11 protein-coding genes are annotated in these 14,048 nt (G+C 70.4%); 4 read left to right on the top strand and 7 right to left on the bottom strand.

Annotated features, from left to right (window positions below; genetic code table 11):
* Positions 1–13 precede the first annotated feature (13 nt).
* Positions 14–2,632 (bottom strand): leucine--tRNA ligase, encoded by a 2,619-nt coding sequence (leuS, locus tag RUR49_RS12645; protein ID WP_409146738.1) that lies wholly within the window; start codon positions 2,630–2,632, stop codon positions 14–16.
* Positions 2,633–2,794: 162 nt separating this feature from the next.
* Here leuS and RUR49_RS12640 point away from each other — a divergent pair, with 162 nt between their 5' ends.
* Positions 2,795–3,493: a YggS family pyridoxal phosphate-dependent enzyme gene (locus tag RUR49_RS12640; protein WP_409146737.1), complete on the top strand. Its 699-nt coding sequence runs from the start codon at positions 2,795–2,797 to the stop codon at positions 3,491–3,493.
* A 4-nt stretch (positions 3,494–3,497) separates the two neighbouring features.
* Here the strand turns inward: RUR49_RS12640 and RUR49_RS12635 are convergent, their stop codons facing one another.
* Both RUR49_RS12635 and msrA read right to left on the bottom strand, forming a co-directional pair.
* The gene (locus tag RUR49_RS12635) at positions 3,498–4,424 is read right to left on the bottom strand and encodes a CHAD domain-containing protein (RefSeq protein ID WP_409146736.1); all 927 of its coding nucleotides are present in this window, start codon (positions 4,422–4,424) and stop codon (positions 3,498–3,500) included.
* Positions 4,425–4,449: 25 nt separating this feature from the next.
* Complete coding sequence (gene msrA / locus RUR49_RS12630) at positions 4,450–5,124, bottom strand: peptide-methionine (S)-S-oxide reductase MsrA (RefSeq protein WP_409146735.1); 675 nt, start codon at positions 5,122–5,124, stop codon at positions 4,450–4,452.
* A gap of 334 nt (positions 5,125–5,458) precedes the next feature.
* Between msrA and RUR49_RS12625 the strand changes: the two genes are divergently transcribed.
* Both RUR49_RS12625 and RUR49_RS12620 read left to right on the top strand, forming a co-directional pair.
* Positions 5,459–8,731 (top strand): hypothetical protein, encoded by a 3,273-nt coding sequence (locus RUR49_RS12625; RefSeq protein WP_409146734.1) that lies wholly within the window; start codon positions 5,459–5,461, stop codon positions 8,729–8,731.
* An 11-nt stretch (positions 8,732–8,742) separates the two neighbouring features.
* Positions 8,743–9,945: a hypothetical protein gene (locus RUR49_RS12620; protein WP_409146733.1), complete on the top strand. Its 1,203-nt coding sequence runs from the start codon at positions 8,743–8,745 to the stop codon at positions 9,943–9,945.
* A 49-nt stretch (positions 9,946–9,994) separates the two neighbouring features.
* On the opposite strand, the gene RUR49_RS12615 is transcribed toward RUR49_RS12620, so the two are convergent.
* Together RUR49_RS12615 and RUR49_RS12610 are read right to left on the bottom strand one after the other, a co-directional pair.
* The gene (locus RUR49_RS12615) at positions 9,995–10,750 is read right to left on the bottom strand and encodes an SDR family NAD(P)-dependent oxidoreductase (protein WP_409146732.1); all 756 of its coding nucleotides are present in this window, start codon (positions 10,748–10,750) and stop codon (positions 9,995–9,997) included.
* Between the two features lie 84 nt (positions 10,751–10,834).
* Positions 10,835–11,851, bottom strand: coding sequence for an isopenicillin N synthase family dioxygenase (locus RUR49_RS12610; protein WP_409146731.1), 1,017 nt, complete (start codon positions 11,849–11,851; stop codon positions 10,835–10,837).
* A gap of 205 nt (positions 11,852–12,056) precedes the next feature.
* Here RUR49_RS12610 and RUR49_RS12605 point away from each other — a divergent pair, with 205 nt between their 5' ends.
* Positions 12,057–13,022 carry an AraC family transcriptional regulator gene (locus RUR49_RS12605; protein WP_409146730.1) on the top strand — a complete coding sequence of 322 codons (966 nt, stop codon included), beginning with the start codon at positions 12,057–12,059 and terminating at the stop codon, positions 13,020–13,022.
* Between the two features lie 24 nt (positions 13,023–13,046).
* Here RUR49_RS12605 and RUR49_RS12600 read toward each other — a convergent pair whose 3' ends face one another.
* Both RUR49_RS12600 and RUR49_RS12595 read right to left on the bottom strand, forming a co-directional pair.
* A complete protein-coding gene (locus RUR49_RS12600) occupies positions 13,047–13,559 on the bottom strand; it encodes a hypothetical protein (protein ID WP_409146729.1) in 513 nt (170 codons plus the stop codon).
* Positions 13,556–13,975 carry a hypothetical protein gene (locus RUR49_RS12595; RefSeq protein WP_409146728.1) on the bottom strand — a complete coding sequence of 140 codons (420 nt, stop codon included), beginning with the start codon at positions 13,973–13,975 and terminating at the stop codon, positions 13,556–13,558. The genes RUR49_RS12600 and RUR49_RS12595 overlap by 4 nt, the downstream gene beginning before the upstream one ends.
* Positions 13,976–14,048 lie beyond the last annotated feature (73 nt).

Here is a 14,048-nt window from a genome sequence, read left to right as displayed (position 1 = left end):
GCTCGGCCGCCCCTCATCCCACCACATTGACGATCCTCTGGGGCACGACGATCACCTTTTTCGGGGCCCGGCCGTCGAGGTGGCGGCGGACCTCGTCGAGGGCCAGGGCGGCGGCCTCGACGTCGGCGGTTGCCGCGTCGCGCCGGACCGTGACCTCGCCGCGCCGCTTGCCGTTCACCTGCACCGGCAGCACCACCACGTCCTCGAGGAGGAGCGAGCGGTCGACCGTCGGCCAGCCCTGAGTCGCCACCAGCCTAGCATGGCCGAGCGCCGACCAGCATTCCTCGGCGAGGTGCGGCATCATCGGGGCGAGCGCCTGGACGAGCATCTCGAGCGCCTCGCGCAGCGACGCGGCGAGCGGGGACGTAACCTCGAAGGGCTCCTGGGCGGCGCGGGCGAGGACGTTGACGAGCTCGTGCAGCCGCGCAACGGCGCGGTTGAAGGCAAGCTGCTCGATGTCGTCCTCGATCGCGGCGAGCGCCTTGTGGGCGGCCTTGCGCACGTCGAAGGCGGTGCCCTCGGCGGCCGCCGGCGCGGCGGTACCGACCGGCGGCAGCTTCGGGGCGGTCTCGGCGACGAGGCGCCAGGCGCGCTGCACGAAGCGCTGGGCGCCGGCGACGCCGTCCTCCGTCCAGATCACGTCGCGCTCGGGGGGCGAGTCCGACAGCATGAACCAGCGCGCGGTGTCGGCACCGTAGCCGGCGATGATGTCGGACGGGTCGACGGTGTTGCGCTTCGACTTCGACATCTTCTCGATCGAGCCGATCGCCACGGCCTGGCCGGTGGCGCGGTCGACGGCGCGGCGCTCCCCACCTTCTTCCGTGATGTCGATCTCGGCCGGGCTCGCGAACGTGCCGTCGGCGCGCTTGTAGGTCTCGTGGACGACCATCCCTTGCGTGAACAGGCCGGCGAACGGCTCGTCGAGGCCGATGTGGCCGGTCGCCTTCATCGCCCGCACGAAGAAGCGCGAGTAGAGCAGGTGCAGGATCGCGTGCTCGATGCCGCCGATATACTGGTCGACCGGCAGCCAGCGGTCGGCGACGGCGGGCTCGGTCGGCGTCGCCGCGTTGGGCGCGGTGAAGCGGGCGAAGTACCAGGACGAATCCACGAAGGTGTCCATGGTGTCGGTCTCGCGCCGGGCCGGGCCCTTGCACTGCGGGCAGGCGACGTTGCGCCAGGTCGGGTGGCGGTCGAGCGGGTTGCCCGGCTTGTCGAAGTCGATGTCATCAGGCAGCTGCACCGGCAGGTCGGCCTTCGGCACCGGCACGACGCCGCACTCCGCGCAGTGGATGACCGGGATCGGGCAGCCCCAGTAGCGCTGGCGGGAGATGCCCCAGTCGCGCAGGCGGTAGTTGACCTGGCGGGCGCCCTGCGGGGCGCCGTCGAGCGTCTCGCCTTCCAGGCGCCGGGCGACGGCGTCCTTCGCCTCGGGCACCGACAGGCCGTCGAGGAAGTCGGAGTTGTAGAGGCGGCCGTCGCCGACATAGGGCTCGTCGCCGATGGCGAAGGTGGCGGCGTCGGCGTCCGGCGGCAGCACCACCGGGATCACCGGCAGGCCGTACTTGCGGGCGAACTCGAGGTCGCGCTGGTCATGCGCCGGGCAGCCGAAGATGGCGCCCGTGCCGTATTCCATCAGCACGAAGTTCGCGACGTAGACAGGCAGCCGCCGGCCCGGGATCAGTGGGTGCTCGACGGTGAGGCCGGTATCGTAGCCCTTCTTCTCGGCTGTCTCGAGCACCGCGACGCTCGTGCCCATGCGCCGGCACTCGGCGACGAACTCGGCGAGGCCGCCGTCCGTCTCCGCCGCCGCCTTGGCGACCGGATGGTCCGGTGACAAGGCGAGGAAGCTCGCGCCGAACAGCGTGTCGGGGCGCGTCGTGAACACCTCGACGGAGGTGCCGACGTTGGTCGGCGGCGTCAGGGCGAAGCGGACGCGCAGGCCCTCGGACCGGCCGATCCAGTTCTTCTGCATGAGCCGGACCTTCTCCGGCCAGCGGTCGAGCCCGTCGAGCGCCGTCAGCAGGTCCTCGGCATAGTCGGTGATGCGCAGGAACCACTGCGTCAGCTCTCGCTGCTCGACCAGCGCCCCCGAGCGCCAGCCGCGGCCGTCGATCACCTGCTCGTTGGCGAGCACGGTCTGGTCGACGGGGTCCCAGTTGACCTTGGAGGTGCGGCGATAGGCGAGGCCGGCCGCCAGGAAGTCGAGGAAGAGCTCCTGCTGGCGGTGATAGTAGGCGACATCGCAGGTGGCGAACTCGCGCGACCAGTCGAGCGACAGGCCCATCGACTTCAGCTGGGCGCGCATCGTCGCGATGTTGTCGTAGGTCCACGCCTTCGGGTGGACCTTGTTCTGCATGGCCGCGTTCTCGGCCGGCATGCCGAAGGCGTCCCAGCCCATCGGGTGCAGCACGTTGAAGCCGCGGGCGCGCTTGTAGCGGGCGACGACGTCGCCCATCGTGTAGTTGCGCACGTGGCCCATGTGGATGCGCCCCGACGGATAGGGGAACATCTCGAGCACGTAGTAGGGCGGGCGCGGGTCGTCATTCTCCGTGCGGAAGACCTCGGCGGCGGCCCATGCGGCCTGCCACCGGCCCTCTGCTTCGGGGGCGTTGTAGCGCTCCGTCGTCGTCATGTCTGGTCCGGACCGGGTGCTGGAAAAGTCTGAGGATTCCCGCGGACTGACAACAGAATTCCCCCCGATGGTCAACTGTCGCCGGCGCATGGTTGCCGCCCGTCGGCGGCTGCGCTACCCCCGGCGGAGGAAAGTCCGCCGCCCGCTGCCGGAGCACCGCCGATGACCGAAGCCGACGTTCGCGACGATACCCCGGCCGCCCGGCTGGCGGCGATCGGGGCCCGCATCGCAAGGGCGGAGCGCATCGCCCATCGGCCGGCCGGCTCGGTGACGCTGGTGGCGGTGTCGAAGACCTTTCCGGCCGAGGACGTCGAGGCGCTGATCGCGTGCGGCCAGCGGGTTTTCGGCGAGAACCGCGTGCAGGAGGCGAAGGCGAAGTTCCCGGCGCTGCGGGAGCGCCATGCCGATCTCGAGCTGCACCTGATCGGGCCGCTGCAGTCCAACAAGGCGCGCGAGGCGGTGGCGCTGTTCGACGTCATCCACACAGTCGACCGCGAGAAGATCGCGGTGGCTCTGGCCGAGGAGATCGCGAAGTCCGGCCGGCGGCCGCAGCTTCTCATCCAGGTCAACACCGGCGAGGAGCCGCAGAAGGCAGGCGTGCCGCCGCGCGAGGCGGTAGCCTTCGCGGCGCGCTGCCGGGATGTCCTCGCGCTGCCGGTGGTCGGCCTGATGTGCATTCCGCCCGCGGACGAGCCGCCGGGGCCGCACTTCGCGCTGCTGCAGAAGCTCGCCGGGGAGGCGGGACTGTCGCAGTTGTCGATGGGGATGTCGTCGGACTTCGAGACGGCGGTGGAGTTCGGCGCGACGCACGTGCGCGTCGGCAGCGCGCTGTTCGGCTCGCGGCCCTATCCGGCCGGATAGGGCCTCAGGCGGCGGTGGCGACGGGGGCGTCGACGGTTCCGGCGGCCACTAGTGTCGCCGGCTCGGCGAGGCGCTTGCGGAACTTGCTCGGCTTGTCCTCGTAGAGGATGCGGCCGCGGGCGAAGGCGTCGGCCTGCAGGGCGGCGCGGCGGGCGGCGACGACCGCGACGACGCGGCCGGCCTCGGCCTCGCCGCCGGCGAGCGCCGGATCGGCCGTCACGGTTGCGGCGAGAACGGCGAGGTCGTGCTCCTCGCCGAGCATCTCGCCGAGCTCGTCGAGGGCGGTGACCACCGAGGGGGCGGCGGCCGCGGTGCGCGGTTCGGCGAGCTTCGACAGATGCCAGCGGTGCTTCACCGCCTTGCGCCAGTCGTGCAGGGCCTCGTCGTGGGCGCCCGGCTCGGCGGCGGCGGCGAGCGCCGCCCGGCCGTCGCGATAGGTGGTCTCGATCCCGGCGAGGAGCACGTCGGCCCGACCCGCCTTCTTGCCCCAGACGAGGTCGACGGCGGCGACCGCTGCCTGCGCCAGCCCTGCGGCGGCGGCCTCGATCGGCGGCAGCTCGGCGTGCACGGCCTTGGCGCGGGCGGCGAGCGTGCCGGCGAGGTGGCGAAGCGCCTCGCCCTCCGGCCCGTCTGCCTCGCCGGCGAGGCGTTCGGCGGTGCCGGCCATGACGTCGGCGTCGCGGGCGGCGGAGAGCGAGCGGGCGATGTCGCCGAGTTCCCTGCCGAGACGGCGCGCCGCCTTGTCGGCGAGAGGGCGCAGGGCCCTCAGGATCGTGCGGGCGCGCTTCAGGCGGCGGCGGGCCTTGTGGATGCGCTTGTCGAGGCGGGCGCCGTCCTCGAGCAGCGTCTCACGGGCGGAGACGATGTCGTCGCGGAGCTGCTCGCGCAGCGCCGCGGCGACATTGCGGTCGAGCGAAACGGCGATCGGCAAGGCTGCCCTCCGCTCGGTGGTCGTCTCAGAGGGCGGCTTGGCCCGTGGCGGGAAGGCCGATCGGGCAGGACACGCCCGTGCCGCCGATGCCGCAGTAGCCGTTCGGGTTCTTCGCCAGGTACTGCTGGTGGTAGTCCTCGGCGTAGTAGAACGGGCCGGCAGCGGCGATCTCGGTGGTGATCGTGCCGTGGCCGGCCTTCAAGAGCGCCGCCTGGTACTCGGACTTGACGCGGCGGGCGACCTCGAGCTCGGCCGGATCGGCAAGGTAGATCGCCGAGCGGTACTGGGTGCCGACGTCGTTGCCCTGGCGCATGCCCTGGGTGGGGTTGTGCGCCTCGAAGAAAACCTTGAGCAGCGCCTCGAGCGAGATCACCGCCGGATCATAGACGACCAGCACCGCCTCGGTGTGGCCGGTCATGCCGGTGCACGTCTCCTGGTAGGTCGGGTTCGGCGTCGAGCCGCCGGCATAGCCGACGGCGGTGACGAAGACGCCGGGCGTCTGCCAGAGGATGCGCTCGGCGCCCCAGAAGCAGCCGAGGCCGAGCACGACCGTTTTGAGGCCTTCGGGGAACGGCCCCTTCAGGGGTCGTCCGGTGACGAAATGGCGCTCGACCGTGGGGAGCGGATCCGGACGGCCGGCGAGGGCCTCCCCCGCGGGGGGGATGGCGAGCTTCTTGGTGAGGATGTCGAGCAGGAACATGGCGCCAATATAGGATGCCGGGGGGCCGGGGTCCAAGGGCAGGGCCAAAATTCAGCGCCGGCGCGATGCGGCGCGGTCGCCGCGCAGCTGGCGTGCGACAGGGGAGGATCATTGTCGGGGGAGGTGAGCTGCCTGCGGCGTTCACGCCGGGCTCACCCGGAATTGAGGCACCTCAATGCGACACGGCGCGCCGAGGCGGCAAACGATGGCTATGGTGCTCCCCGGTGCGGCGTGTGGATGACGCCGAGATCTGGCCTGGGGGCGAGAGAAGAACGGACCGGAACGGTCCGCGTCACCACTTCGCGGACCGTCGGCCGTCTCGGGAGGACCGCCGATGCCGAGCTACCTCACGACCGCCGCGCGGTCGAGGCCGGAGCCGACCACCGTGCGATCGTCGGCACGGGCGCCCCTGTGCCGACCGCTGGCCCTGATGCTGGCGCTGCTCGCGACAGCGGCCCTCTCGGTCTGCCCCATGCCCGCCGCGATGGCGCAGGGGACGACGGGCGGCCCCGCCGCAACCGACGCCTCTCCCGATGCGCCGCCGGACGCGCCGCCGCCGCCCCCGGACTATATCCCGCCGCCGCCTCCGCCAGACGACATCGACCCGGGCGCCGGCTTCGACGAACCACCGCCGCCGCCGGACTACGACGCCACCGGCACGCCACCGCCGGACTATGGTGCGGCGCCGGCCGAGGCGACCGCGGAGGGGCCGCCGGCACCCGAGCCGGGCGGTCCGCCGCTGGAGGCGGGCGAGGCCTACCACACCCGCTTCTCCGGCACGGTGACGCGGGAGGGGCCGGGTGGCGGCTTCCCGGCGATCAATCTCGACGGCGTCGTCGGCAGCATCTTCGACCTGCGCGCCATCGGCGAGCCGCCGGTCGGCCAGCACGTGCTGTCGGTGCCGCAGCGGGCGCCGGCGACGGCGGCCGACGTCGGCCAGATCTTCGGCATCGCCATCGACGACGCGGCGGAGCCCAACATCTTCGTGACGGCGACCTCCGCCTACGGCCTGCACCTCGAGCCCGGCACGCGCGACTGGATGGCCGGGATGTGGGGGCCGGAGTCCGGCCCGGGCACGATCTACCGGCTGCCGGCCGACACCGGCTACGTGCCGGAGTACTTCGCCGAGATCACGCTGGACGGCCGCCGCAACACCGGCGCGGCGCTCGGTAACATCGCCTACGACCCGCAGACGCGGCAGCTCTACGTCTCCGACCTCGAGACCGGCATGATCCACCGCCTGTCGGCGGAGGACGGCAGCGAGCTCGGCCGCTACGACCACGGCGTCGAGGGGCGGCGGGGCTTCCTCGACGCGGAGACCGGCGAGGCGCTGTCGCTGCCGGCGATCGCCTTCGACCGCGCCAGCGCCGCGCGGGTCGGTGATTGTGCCGCCGGGCCGTTCGAACGGACGCCGGCGTGCTGGAACTTCGCCGATTTCCGCCGCCGCATCTGGGGTCTCGCGGTCCGGCCGGGTGCGAACGGCGGCGAGAGCCGGCTGTTCTACGCGGTGTGGGGCAGCGACGGCTTCGGCAATCCCGAGTGGGAGAGCGTCGACGACGAGCAGTACAACAGCGTCTGGTCGGTGCGGCTCGACGCAAGCGGCGGCTTCGACCCGACGAGCGTGCGGCGCGAGTTCTTCGTGCCGGCCTTCTTCGGTGACGACCCCGGCGCCGGAGCGATGGCGGAGAACAGCCGCCCTGTGTCCGACATCGAGTTCGCCGCCTGCGGCGACCGCCGCGTCATGCTGCTCGCCGAGCGCGGCGGCGTGCGCAATCTCGGCCTCGGTGCCGAGGACGCCTTCGCCAGCCCGCACGAATCGCGGGTGCTGCGCTACGAACTCGGCGACGATGGCGTCTGGCTGCCCGCCGGGCGCTACGATGTCGGCTTCTACGAGCGCCAGGACCACGGTTCGCCGCGGCTGCGCGCCAGCGCCGGTGGCGGCTGCGACTTCGGCTACGGCTACACCGATGCCGGCGTCGAGGATCTGTCGCGGCAGAACGGCTTCGTCTGGGCGACCGGCGACAACCTCTGCTCGCCGCGCGGCGCCTGCCTCGATCCCTCGACGGGCGTTCTGGAGGACACCGGTTTCGTCGACGGCCTGCAGGGCACGCCCGAGGGCCTCCTGCAGGAGCTCGGGCCGGAGGCGGCCTATGCCGTGCCGGCGCCCGCGGGGCCAGTGACGCCCGCCGATGGGCCGCAGGCCTCCTACATGATCGATTCCGACGTCGCCCTCGACACGAGTGGCGGGCCGATCGGCTCCGACCGCAACCAGGCGACGTTCGCCGGAGACATCGACGTCTTCCAGCGCTGCGTCGTCGCCGTGCAGCCGGCGGAGATCATCGTGCCGCCGCCGGTTCTGGCGGCGCCGCTGCCACCGCCGGCGGTGCACCAGCGCGACATGACGCACCAGCGCAATGCCTCGCCGATGCACAACGTCAACCGCTCGTGGCACGAGCGCAGCTGGTCGTGGCACTCGCGCGACCAGTCCTGGCACTACCGCAACCGCTCCTGGCACCAGCGCGACCAGTCCTGGCACTGGAAGAACGGCTCGTGGCACTCGCGCGACCGCTCCTGGCACTCGCGCAACCGGTCGTGGCACTGGCGCGATCGCTCGTGGCACTGGAAGAACGGCTCGTGGCACTTCAACAATCGTTCGTGGCACAGCCGGAACCTCAGCTGGCACACGCGGGCGCGCTCCTGGCACGGCAAGGACCGCTCGTGGCACTACAAGCAGAGCTCCTGGCACGACCGCCGCCAGTCCTGGCACAGCCGAGATCGCTCCTGGCACGGCCGCGACAGGTCGTGGCACGCGAAGGATCGCTCCTGGCACGCGAAGGATCGGTCGTGGCACAGCCGCCAGGAGACCTTGCGCAACGGTCACGATACCAAGCGATCGCGCGACCACGATCGCCAGCGCTCGCAGAACAACGACCACAATCGCCAGCGCTCGCTGAACCAGCACCACACGAGGGACCGCTCGCAGAAGCAGCACCACGACCGCGACCGCTCGCACAAGCAGCCGGCGGTGCACAACCGGGCGGAGTCGCAGCGCAAGAACGACGGTCCGCGCCACAGCCGGGCGCAGTCGGACAAGCGCGACGACGCCAAGGGGCACAGCCGCACGCGCTCGCAGCAGAAGGAGCCGGCGAAGCACAGCCGCGCGCAGTCGGACAAGCGGGACGACGCCAAGCCCGCGCACAGCCGCACGCGCTCGCAGCAGCAGGAGAAGCCGAAGCACAGCAAGGCGCAGTCGGACAAGCGGGACAACGCCAAGCCCGCACACAGCCGCTCGCGCTCGCAGCAGCAGGAGAAGCCGAAGCACAGCAAGGCGCAGTCCGACAAGCGCGACAACGCCAAGCCTTCTCACAGCCGTTCGCGTTCGCAGCAGCGCGAGGACGCAAACCAGGGCCACAGTCGCTCCCGCTCGCAGCAGCAGCAGGCGAAGCCCGACAAGCCGAAGAAGCAGCAACAGCAGCAGCAGCAGAAGCAGCAGCAGCAGAAGCAGCCAAAGCAGGAGAAGCCCGCGAAGCAGCATCAGCAGCAGAAGCCGCCGAAGCAGCAGGGTGACGGCGGGCGTCACAACAAGAACCGATCGGAAAAGGGATGAGGGTCGGGCCGATGGCGGCTGCTTGCCTTCCCGCCGCGCGCGGCTCCACCGGCCGTGCGACGGGCCTGACGGTGGTGGCGCGGCGCGTGGCGGGATCCCGCGCCTCGTCGCTGGCGATGTCTCTCGCGGGGGCGCTCGCCCTCGCCGGAGCGTTCCTCGGAGATGCCCCGCTGGTGGCGGCGGCAGATGTGCCGCGGCTCGAGACCAACCAGCGCTACGTCGAGGAGGTGACGGCCCCGTCGCGTCTCGACGTCACCGACATGGCCTCCGTGCTGCGTTTCGTGCTGGCGAGCCTCCCGGACGAGGTGATGGTCTATCCGACGGAGAACTACTTCTATTTCGGCTTCACCGACGGTGGCATCCGGTGGGCGGGCAACCTCAGGCTCGACGCCGAGACGCGCGACCTCGGCAAGATCCACATGACCTACTACAAGGACTTCACCGCCTGGCAGCACGACGAGACCGACTACACCAAGGTGTGGGGCGCCGAAGACGGCGTGACGGTCACGAAGGTCGGCCCGCTCGCGTACCGGGTGACGTTCGAGGGCCGCAGCGTGCTGTTCCGCCTGAACGACCTCTCCGACGTGGTGCCACCGGAGGGAGTGCTGCTGCCGGGGGAGCGCTATCTCGGGCCGGTGTTCGACGAATCCGGCATCCGCTTCTTCCTCGTCTTCCGGCCGGAGGAGCGTCAGTTCCTGTTCGTCCTCGACGAGACGGTGCGGACGCCGGACGAGTTCATCGCCTCGCCCGTCTCCGACCGTCTGACGCTCGGCCGTCGCACGGGCTTTGCCTTCTATGCCGACCGGATGGCGCCCCGGCAGATTCTGGTCGGAGTCAATGCTGGCGCGACGGGCGTCAACAACTACCTCGATGGCCCGTTCGACCAGCTGCCGGACAACTTCCTGAAGGGCAACGAACTGCTCGACGCGATCCTGATGGTGAGCCCGGAACTCGCCGGCACGCTCGACCGCTTCGGCAACTCCGAGGACGACAGCGTCCGCTACCTGATCGCGCCCTACATGCAGTACGACTACGAGGACGAGCTCTCGTCGGTCACCGCCTGCGTCCGCGAAACGACGGGGGCGGACTACTGGGCCTGCTTCGGCGGTGGCGGAGCGGGAGACGACGAGCCACCCTATCCCGAGCCGCCCTACCCCGAGCCCCCTCCGGAGGACGACCCGCAGGCCTCACCGCCGCCGCCGCCGCCGCAGTAGCGGGGCCTCGGCGGGCTTCGAGGGCGCGGCCCGCGGGCGGCGCCACCCGTCAGAGGAAGACGTCGCCGCCGTTCGGCGAGAGCGTCTGGCCGACATAGTTGGAGCCCGCCTTCGAGGCCAGCAGCAGCGCCGTGGGGGCGACCTCGTCGACGTGGCCGAAGCGGCCGATCGGCAGCTGCGTCTGTTTCCAGGCCTTCCAGTCCTCGCTGAAGCCGCGCAGCATGTCGGTGTCGATCGGGCCCGGCGCGATGGCGTTGACCAGGACGCCCTTCGGCGCGGCCTCCTGGCCGAGCGCGCGCGTCAGGCTGACAATGCCGCCCTTGGCGGCGCAGTAGTGCGCGACGTTGACGCCGCCCTTGTAGGCGAGCTGCGAGGCGAGGTTGATGATCCGCCCATAGCCGCGCTCGACCATCCCCGGATAGAAGGCTTGGCTCACCATGAAGGTGCCGCGCAGGTGGACGCCGATCATCCGGTCGAAGGCGGCAAGCGAGATCTTCTCGAACGGCACGTCGTCGCCGATGCCGGCGCAGTTGACGAGGATGTCGACAGGGCCGAGCGCCTCAGCCGCCCAGGACGCCAGCGCCGCGACGTCTTCCTCGAGGGCGACGTCGCAGGCGGTGTGGACGACCGTGTGGCCCTTCTCCGACAGCGTGGTGGCCAGCGCCGCGGCGTTCTCGTCGTCGCGATAGTGGCAGAAGCCGACCTTGGCGCCATGTTCGGCGAACAGCGCGACGATTGCAGCACCGATGCCGCGGCTGCCGCCGGTGACGAGCGCGGTGCGGCCGTCGAGGCTGAAGAGACCCATGATGCACTCCGGGGCGGGCGCGCGGCGCGCGGCGGCCGGTGGGGAAGGGAAGCGACGGTGGCGCGCGGCCGGCGCCGGCGCCGGCTATTTCTTGTAGTAGGTCTGGGCGACCTGATCCTCGGTGTTCTTCCCGCACGAGATCGGCGGATAGCGGGCGGGGCGCTCTTCCGTGACGCACGTCGGGAAGGCGTCGAGGGTGGCGTCATAGTCGACGCCGAAGAACTGCACGATCGAGTAGCGGTGCTCGGTCGTGAGGTTCACCACCCGGTGCGGCCGCGACAGGAAGACGTCGTTGCTCCAGCGCTGCATCAGGTTGCCGAGGTTGATGACGAAGGTGCCGTCGATCGGCGTCACCTCCACCCAGTCGCCGCCAACGCCCTTCACCTGCAGGCCGGGCTGCGGCGACTGCCAGACGGTGGTGAACAGCTCGTAGTCGCGATGGGCGCCGATGCCGATCTTGGAGAGGTCCCAGTCCGGCTGCTGGGGCGGGTAGTAACAGGCCCGCATCCGCGACATCGGCTTGGTGTACATCGCGTCGAAGTAGGTCTCGGGCAGCTCGAGGGCGAGCGCGAAGGCGCGCAGCATCGTCTTGCCGAACTCGAGCTGGGTGTCGAAATAGGTGCCGAGCGCCGAGGCGAACTCCGGCGGCGCGTCCGGCCACTGGTTCGGACCGTAGAACTTGATGCCCTTCAGATAGTCCGGATCGTCCTCGGGCAGGTCGTGCGCGGCCTCGAAGGCCTCGTGCATGTCGTTGCCCTTGAGCTCGTGGTCGGCGTTGATGTCGCCGTTGCCCACATAGCCGCGGTGGTTGGGCGTCGACATGTAGTGGCGCTTCATCTTCTCGGCCGCCGGCAGCGCGAAGTAGCGCTGCATCGCCTGGTAGGCGCGGCGGATGACGGCGTCGGGGATGCCGTGGTTGACGAGGTAGAAGAAGCCGACGTCGGTGCACGCCTTGCGGAGCGCCGGGGCGATCTGCTTGCGGATTTCCGGGTCGCTCGACAGCATCGGGCTGAAATCGAGCACCGGGATGATGTCGCTGGTGTTGCGCTTGAAGCGGATGCCCTTGCCGGCATCGACGATGGTCTCAGAGCTCATGGACATCGGACGGCTCCCCGCGAGGCTTTTTTGCCGGGCGATCTCAGCATCCGTCGCCGCCGGCGGCTTGGCGCAGACTGCACGGGCTTTTGTCAGCGGGTGCCCTCGCGGCGGCGTACGACTCCCGGCGGGGCGACGCCGGCGCGGGAATGCTTCTTGCTTTCCTTCCAGACTGGGTTCGTCGTGACGGGACGGAGATCTGGAGCACGCCATGCCGAACGAGATCGTCACGCGGGGAACGGGCGGTGCCGCCGAGCGGGAGTGGGAGCGGGCGATCTCGGCGACCTACTATCTGCAGGAAGTGCGCTCCGCCGGCGGACAGGACTTCCGCGGGCGCCTCTCGGTGCAGCCGGTGGGAGCCATCTCACTGTCGCGCATCGTCTCGACGCCCGTCACCTACCGGCGCCGGCCGCTGCAGATCGCCGCCCACGCCGAGGGCTACCACCTCGTGACGATCCCCCTCCGGGGCGACCTGTTCTTCGAGCAGGAGGCGGCGCACGCCCACTGCCCGGCGCAGTGCTTCCTGACCGAGCGCGGTGACCTGCCCTACGAGCTCCACCAGCCGGGCGACAATGAGCTCCTCGTCCTGCGCCTGCCGGAATCGCTGCTGGACGGGTTCCTGCCGCGTGGACGCGCCTTCCAGGGCCGCACGATCGGCCGGCCGGAGGGCTTTGCAGGGCTGTTCATAGACTTCGCGCGCTCGGCGATGGCGAATGCCGACGGCCTCGACCCTGAGCGGGCGCCGGTGGTGGCGCGGCAGCTCATGGAACTCCTGGCGTTGGCGCTAACCGAAGGCGGCCGCGACACCGAGAGCGGCGAGAGCACGGTGGCGGCGGCGCACCTCCGGCGCATCAAGGCGGCGATCCGCCGGCGCCTCGCCGAGCCCGACCTTTCGCCGGCGCTGATCGCCGCCGAGTGCGGCCTGTCGGTGCGCTACCTGCACCGGCTGTTTTCCGCCGCCGGCACGACAATGGGGCGCTGGACGATCGAGCAGCGGCTCGCCGAGGCCGACGGTGCCCTGCGCGATCCGCGCCGGCGCAGCTCGCTGGCGATGGTCGCCCAGAGCCACGGCTTCTCCGACCAGTCGCAGTTCTGCCGCCACTACAAGAAGCGCTTCGGGCGGACGCCCGGCGAGACGCGCGCCGAGGCGGCCGGCAGGGCCGGCCGCGGCAGCTAGGCTAGCACCGCGCCCGACGTGAACTCACTGCGCCGCCGGTTCACGCCAACCGACCAGAGTGACGACCCAGAAGACATCGTAATCAGCGCCATCCACGGAGTTGTAGCCCGTGACGATCGGCGTCAGATACCCGCCGTCGGCGGAGGACTGTACGGATTTCCGGCTCTGCCCTGGAGCCAGGAAGTGCGTCTGATCCGTCAGGAACCGGATGTCGCAATGATCGGGGGCCCTGACGAACCGCGCCTTGATCACGCCGGAGAGCTGGACGCCGTCCTGGGTGACACATCTGTACAAGGGCCCGCGAGATTCCTGCTCGGGGCCAAATCTGATCTCGGACATGAACATGGCGGGCGTAACCGAGACCAGGGTTGCCGTCCCAAGGCAGCTGAGATGCGCGGTCCTGTGCGGTGTACCGAACGCAATGAGGGCCAGGACCGGTTTTTCTTTCCACATCGAGCATGCGGCGCTCACCGGCGTCGAAATCGCGACGGCGGCCGCGACGAGCAGCAGCTTCGTGCCGAGAGCGCGTGCCGTCATTGCGCCGCCTCCGGCGACATGCGGTTCAAGGTGAACCCCTCGACGACCTTGCCGTTCTTCAGGAAGCCCTGGATCAGCATGCCGTCGGTTCCGGCCGCGATGACGCGGTAGCGGTCGAACAGCACATCCTTGCCGCCCTTGACCCGGAAGTTGCCGTCTACCGCGCAAGGCCGGCCGTTGCTGATCTTGAGCTCGCCCTTGATGCTGATCGGGCGGTCGGTCCGGCCGTAGAAGCACTGCTTCTTCGAGGTAATGCGGCCTTTCGCATTGATCTCCACGGTGCAGATGGCATCGCCGGCCGTGACCAGCCAAGGGCCGGCATAGTCCTTGGTTTCACATTTGCGGCTGGCCGCTTCCGCCGCCGTGGCGCTGAAGAGGCCAGCCACTAACGCAAGCCCGATACCGAAAGATCGCATGTGCTCCTCCCAGGAAACGTCCTTGAACGTCCTTAGAGCACGCACGAAGGGTTGTATATGGTTGTATTTTACA

The organism is Pseudoxanthobacter sp. M-2 (assembly GCF_046156265.1).
GTDB lineage: Bacteria > Pseudomonadota > Alphaproteobacteria > Rhizobiales > Segnochrobactraceae > CAMDHY01.
Note: the sequence above shows the minus strand (reverse complement) of the source record. Positions and strands in the feature narration are given on the sequence as shown.

What these genes read in the sequence shown, in the direction of transcription:
- leuS (WP_409146738.1), bottom strand. Translation starts at nt 2,632, where the DNA reads ATGACGACGACGGAGCGCTACAACGCCCCCGAAGCAGAGGGCCGGTGG.
- RUR49_RS12640 (WP_409146737.1), top strand. Translation starts at nt 2,795, where the DNA reads ATGACCGAAGCCGACGTTCGCGACGATACCCCGGCCGCCCGGCTGGCG.
- msrA (WP_409146735.1), bottom strand. Translation starts at nt 5,124, where the DNA reads ATGTTCCTGCTCGACATCCTCACCAAGAAGCTCGCCATCCCCCCCGCG.
- RUR49_RS12625 (WP_409146734.1), top strand. Translation starts at nt 5,459, where the DNA reads ATGCCGAGCTACCTCACGACCGCCGCGCGGTCGAGGCCGGAGCCGACC.
- RUR49_RS12620 (WP_409146733.1), top strand. Translation starts at nt 8,743, where the DNA reads ATGGCGGCTGCTTGCCTTCCCGCCGCGCGCGGCTCCACCGGCCGTGCG.
- RUR49_RS12615 (WP_409146732.1), bottom strand. Translation starts at nt 10,750, where the DNA reads ATGGGTCTCTTCAGCCTCGACGGCCGCACCGCGCTCGTCACCGGCGGC.
- RUR49_RS12610 (WP_409146731.1), bottom strand. Translation starts at nt 11,851, where the DNA reads ATGTCCATGAGCTCTGAGACCATCGTCGATGCCGGCAAGGGCATCCGC.
- RUR49_RS12605 (WP_409146730.1), top strand. Translation starts at nt 12,057, where the DNA reads ATGCCGAACGAGATCGTCACGCGGGGAACGGGCGGTGCCGCCGAGCGG.
- RUR49_RS12600 (WP_409146729.1), bottom strand. Translation starts at nt 13,559, where the DNA reads ATGACGGCACGCGCTCTCGGCACGAAGCTGCTGCTCGTCGCGGCCGCC.
- RUR49_RS12595 (WP_409146728.1), bottom strand. Translation starts at nt 13,975, where the DNA reads ATGCGATCTTTCGGTATCGGGCTTGCGTTAGTGGCTGGCCTCTTCAGC.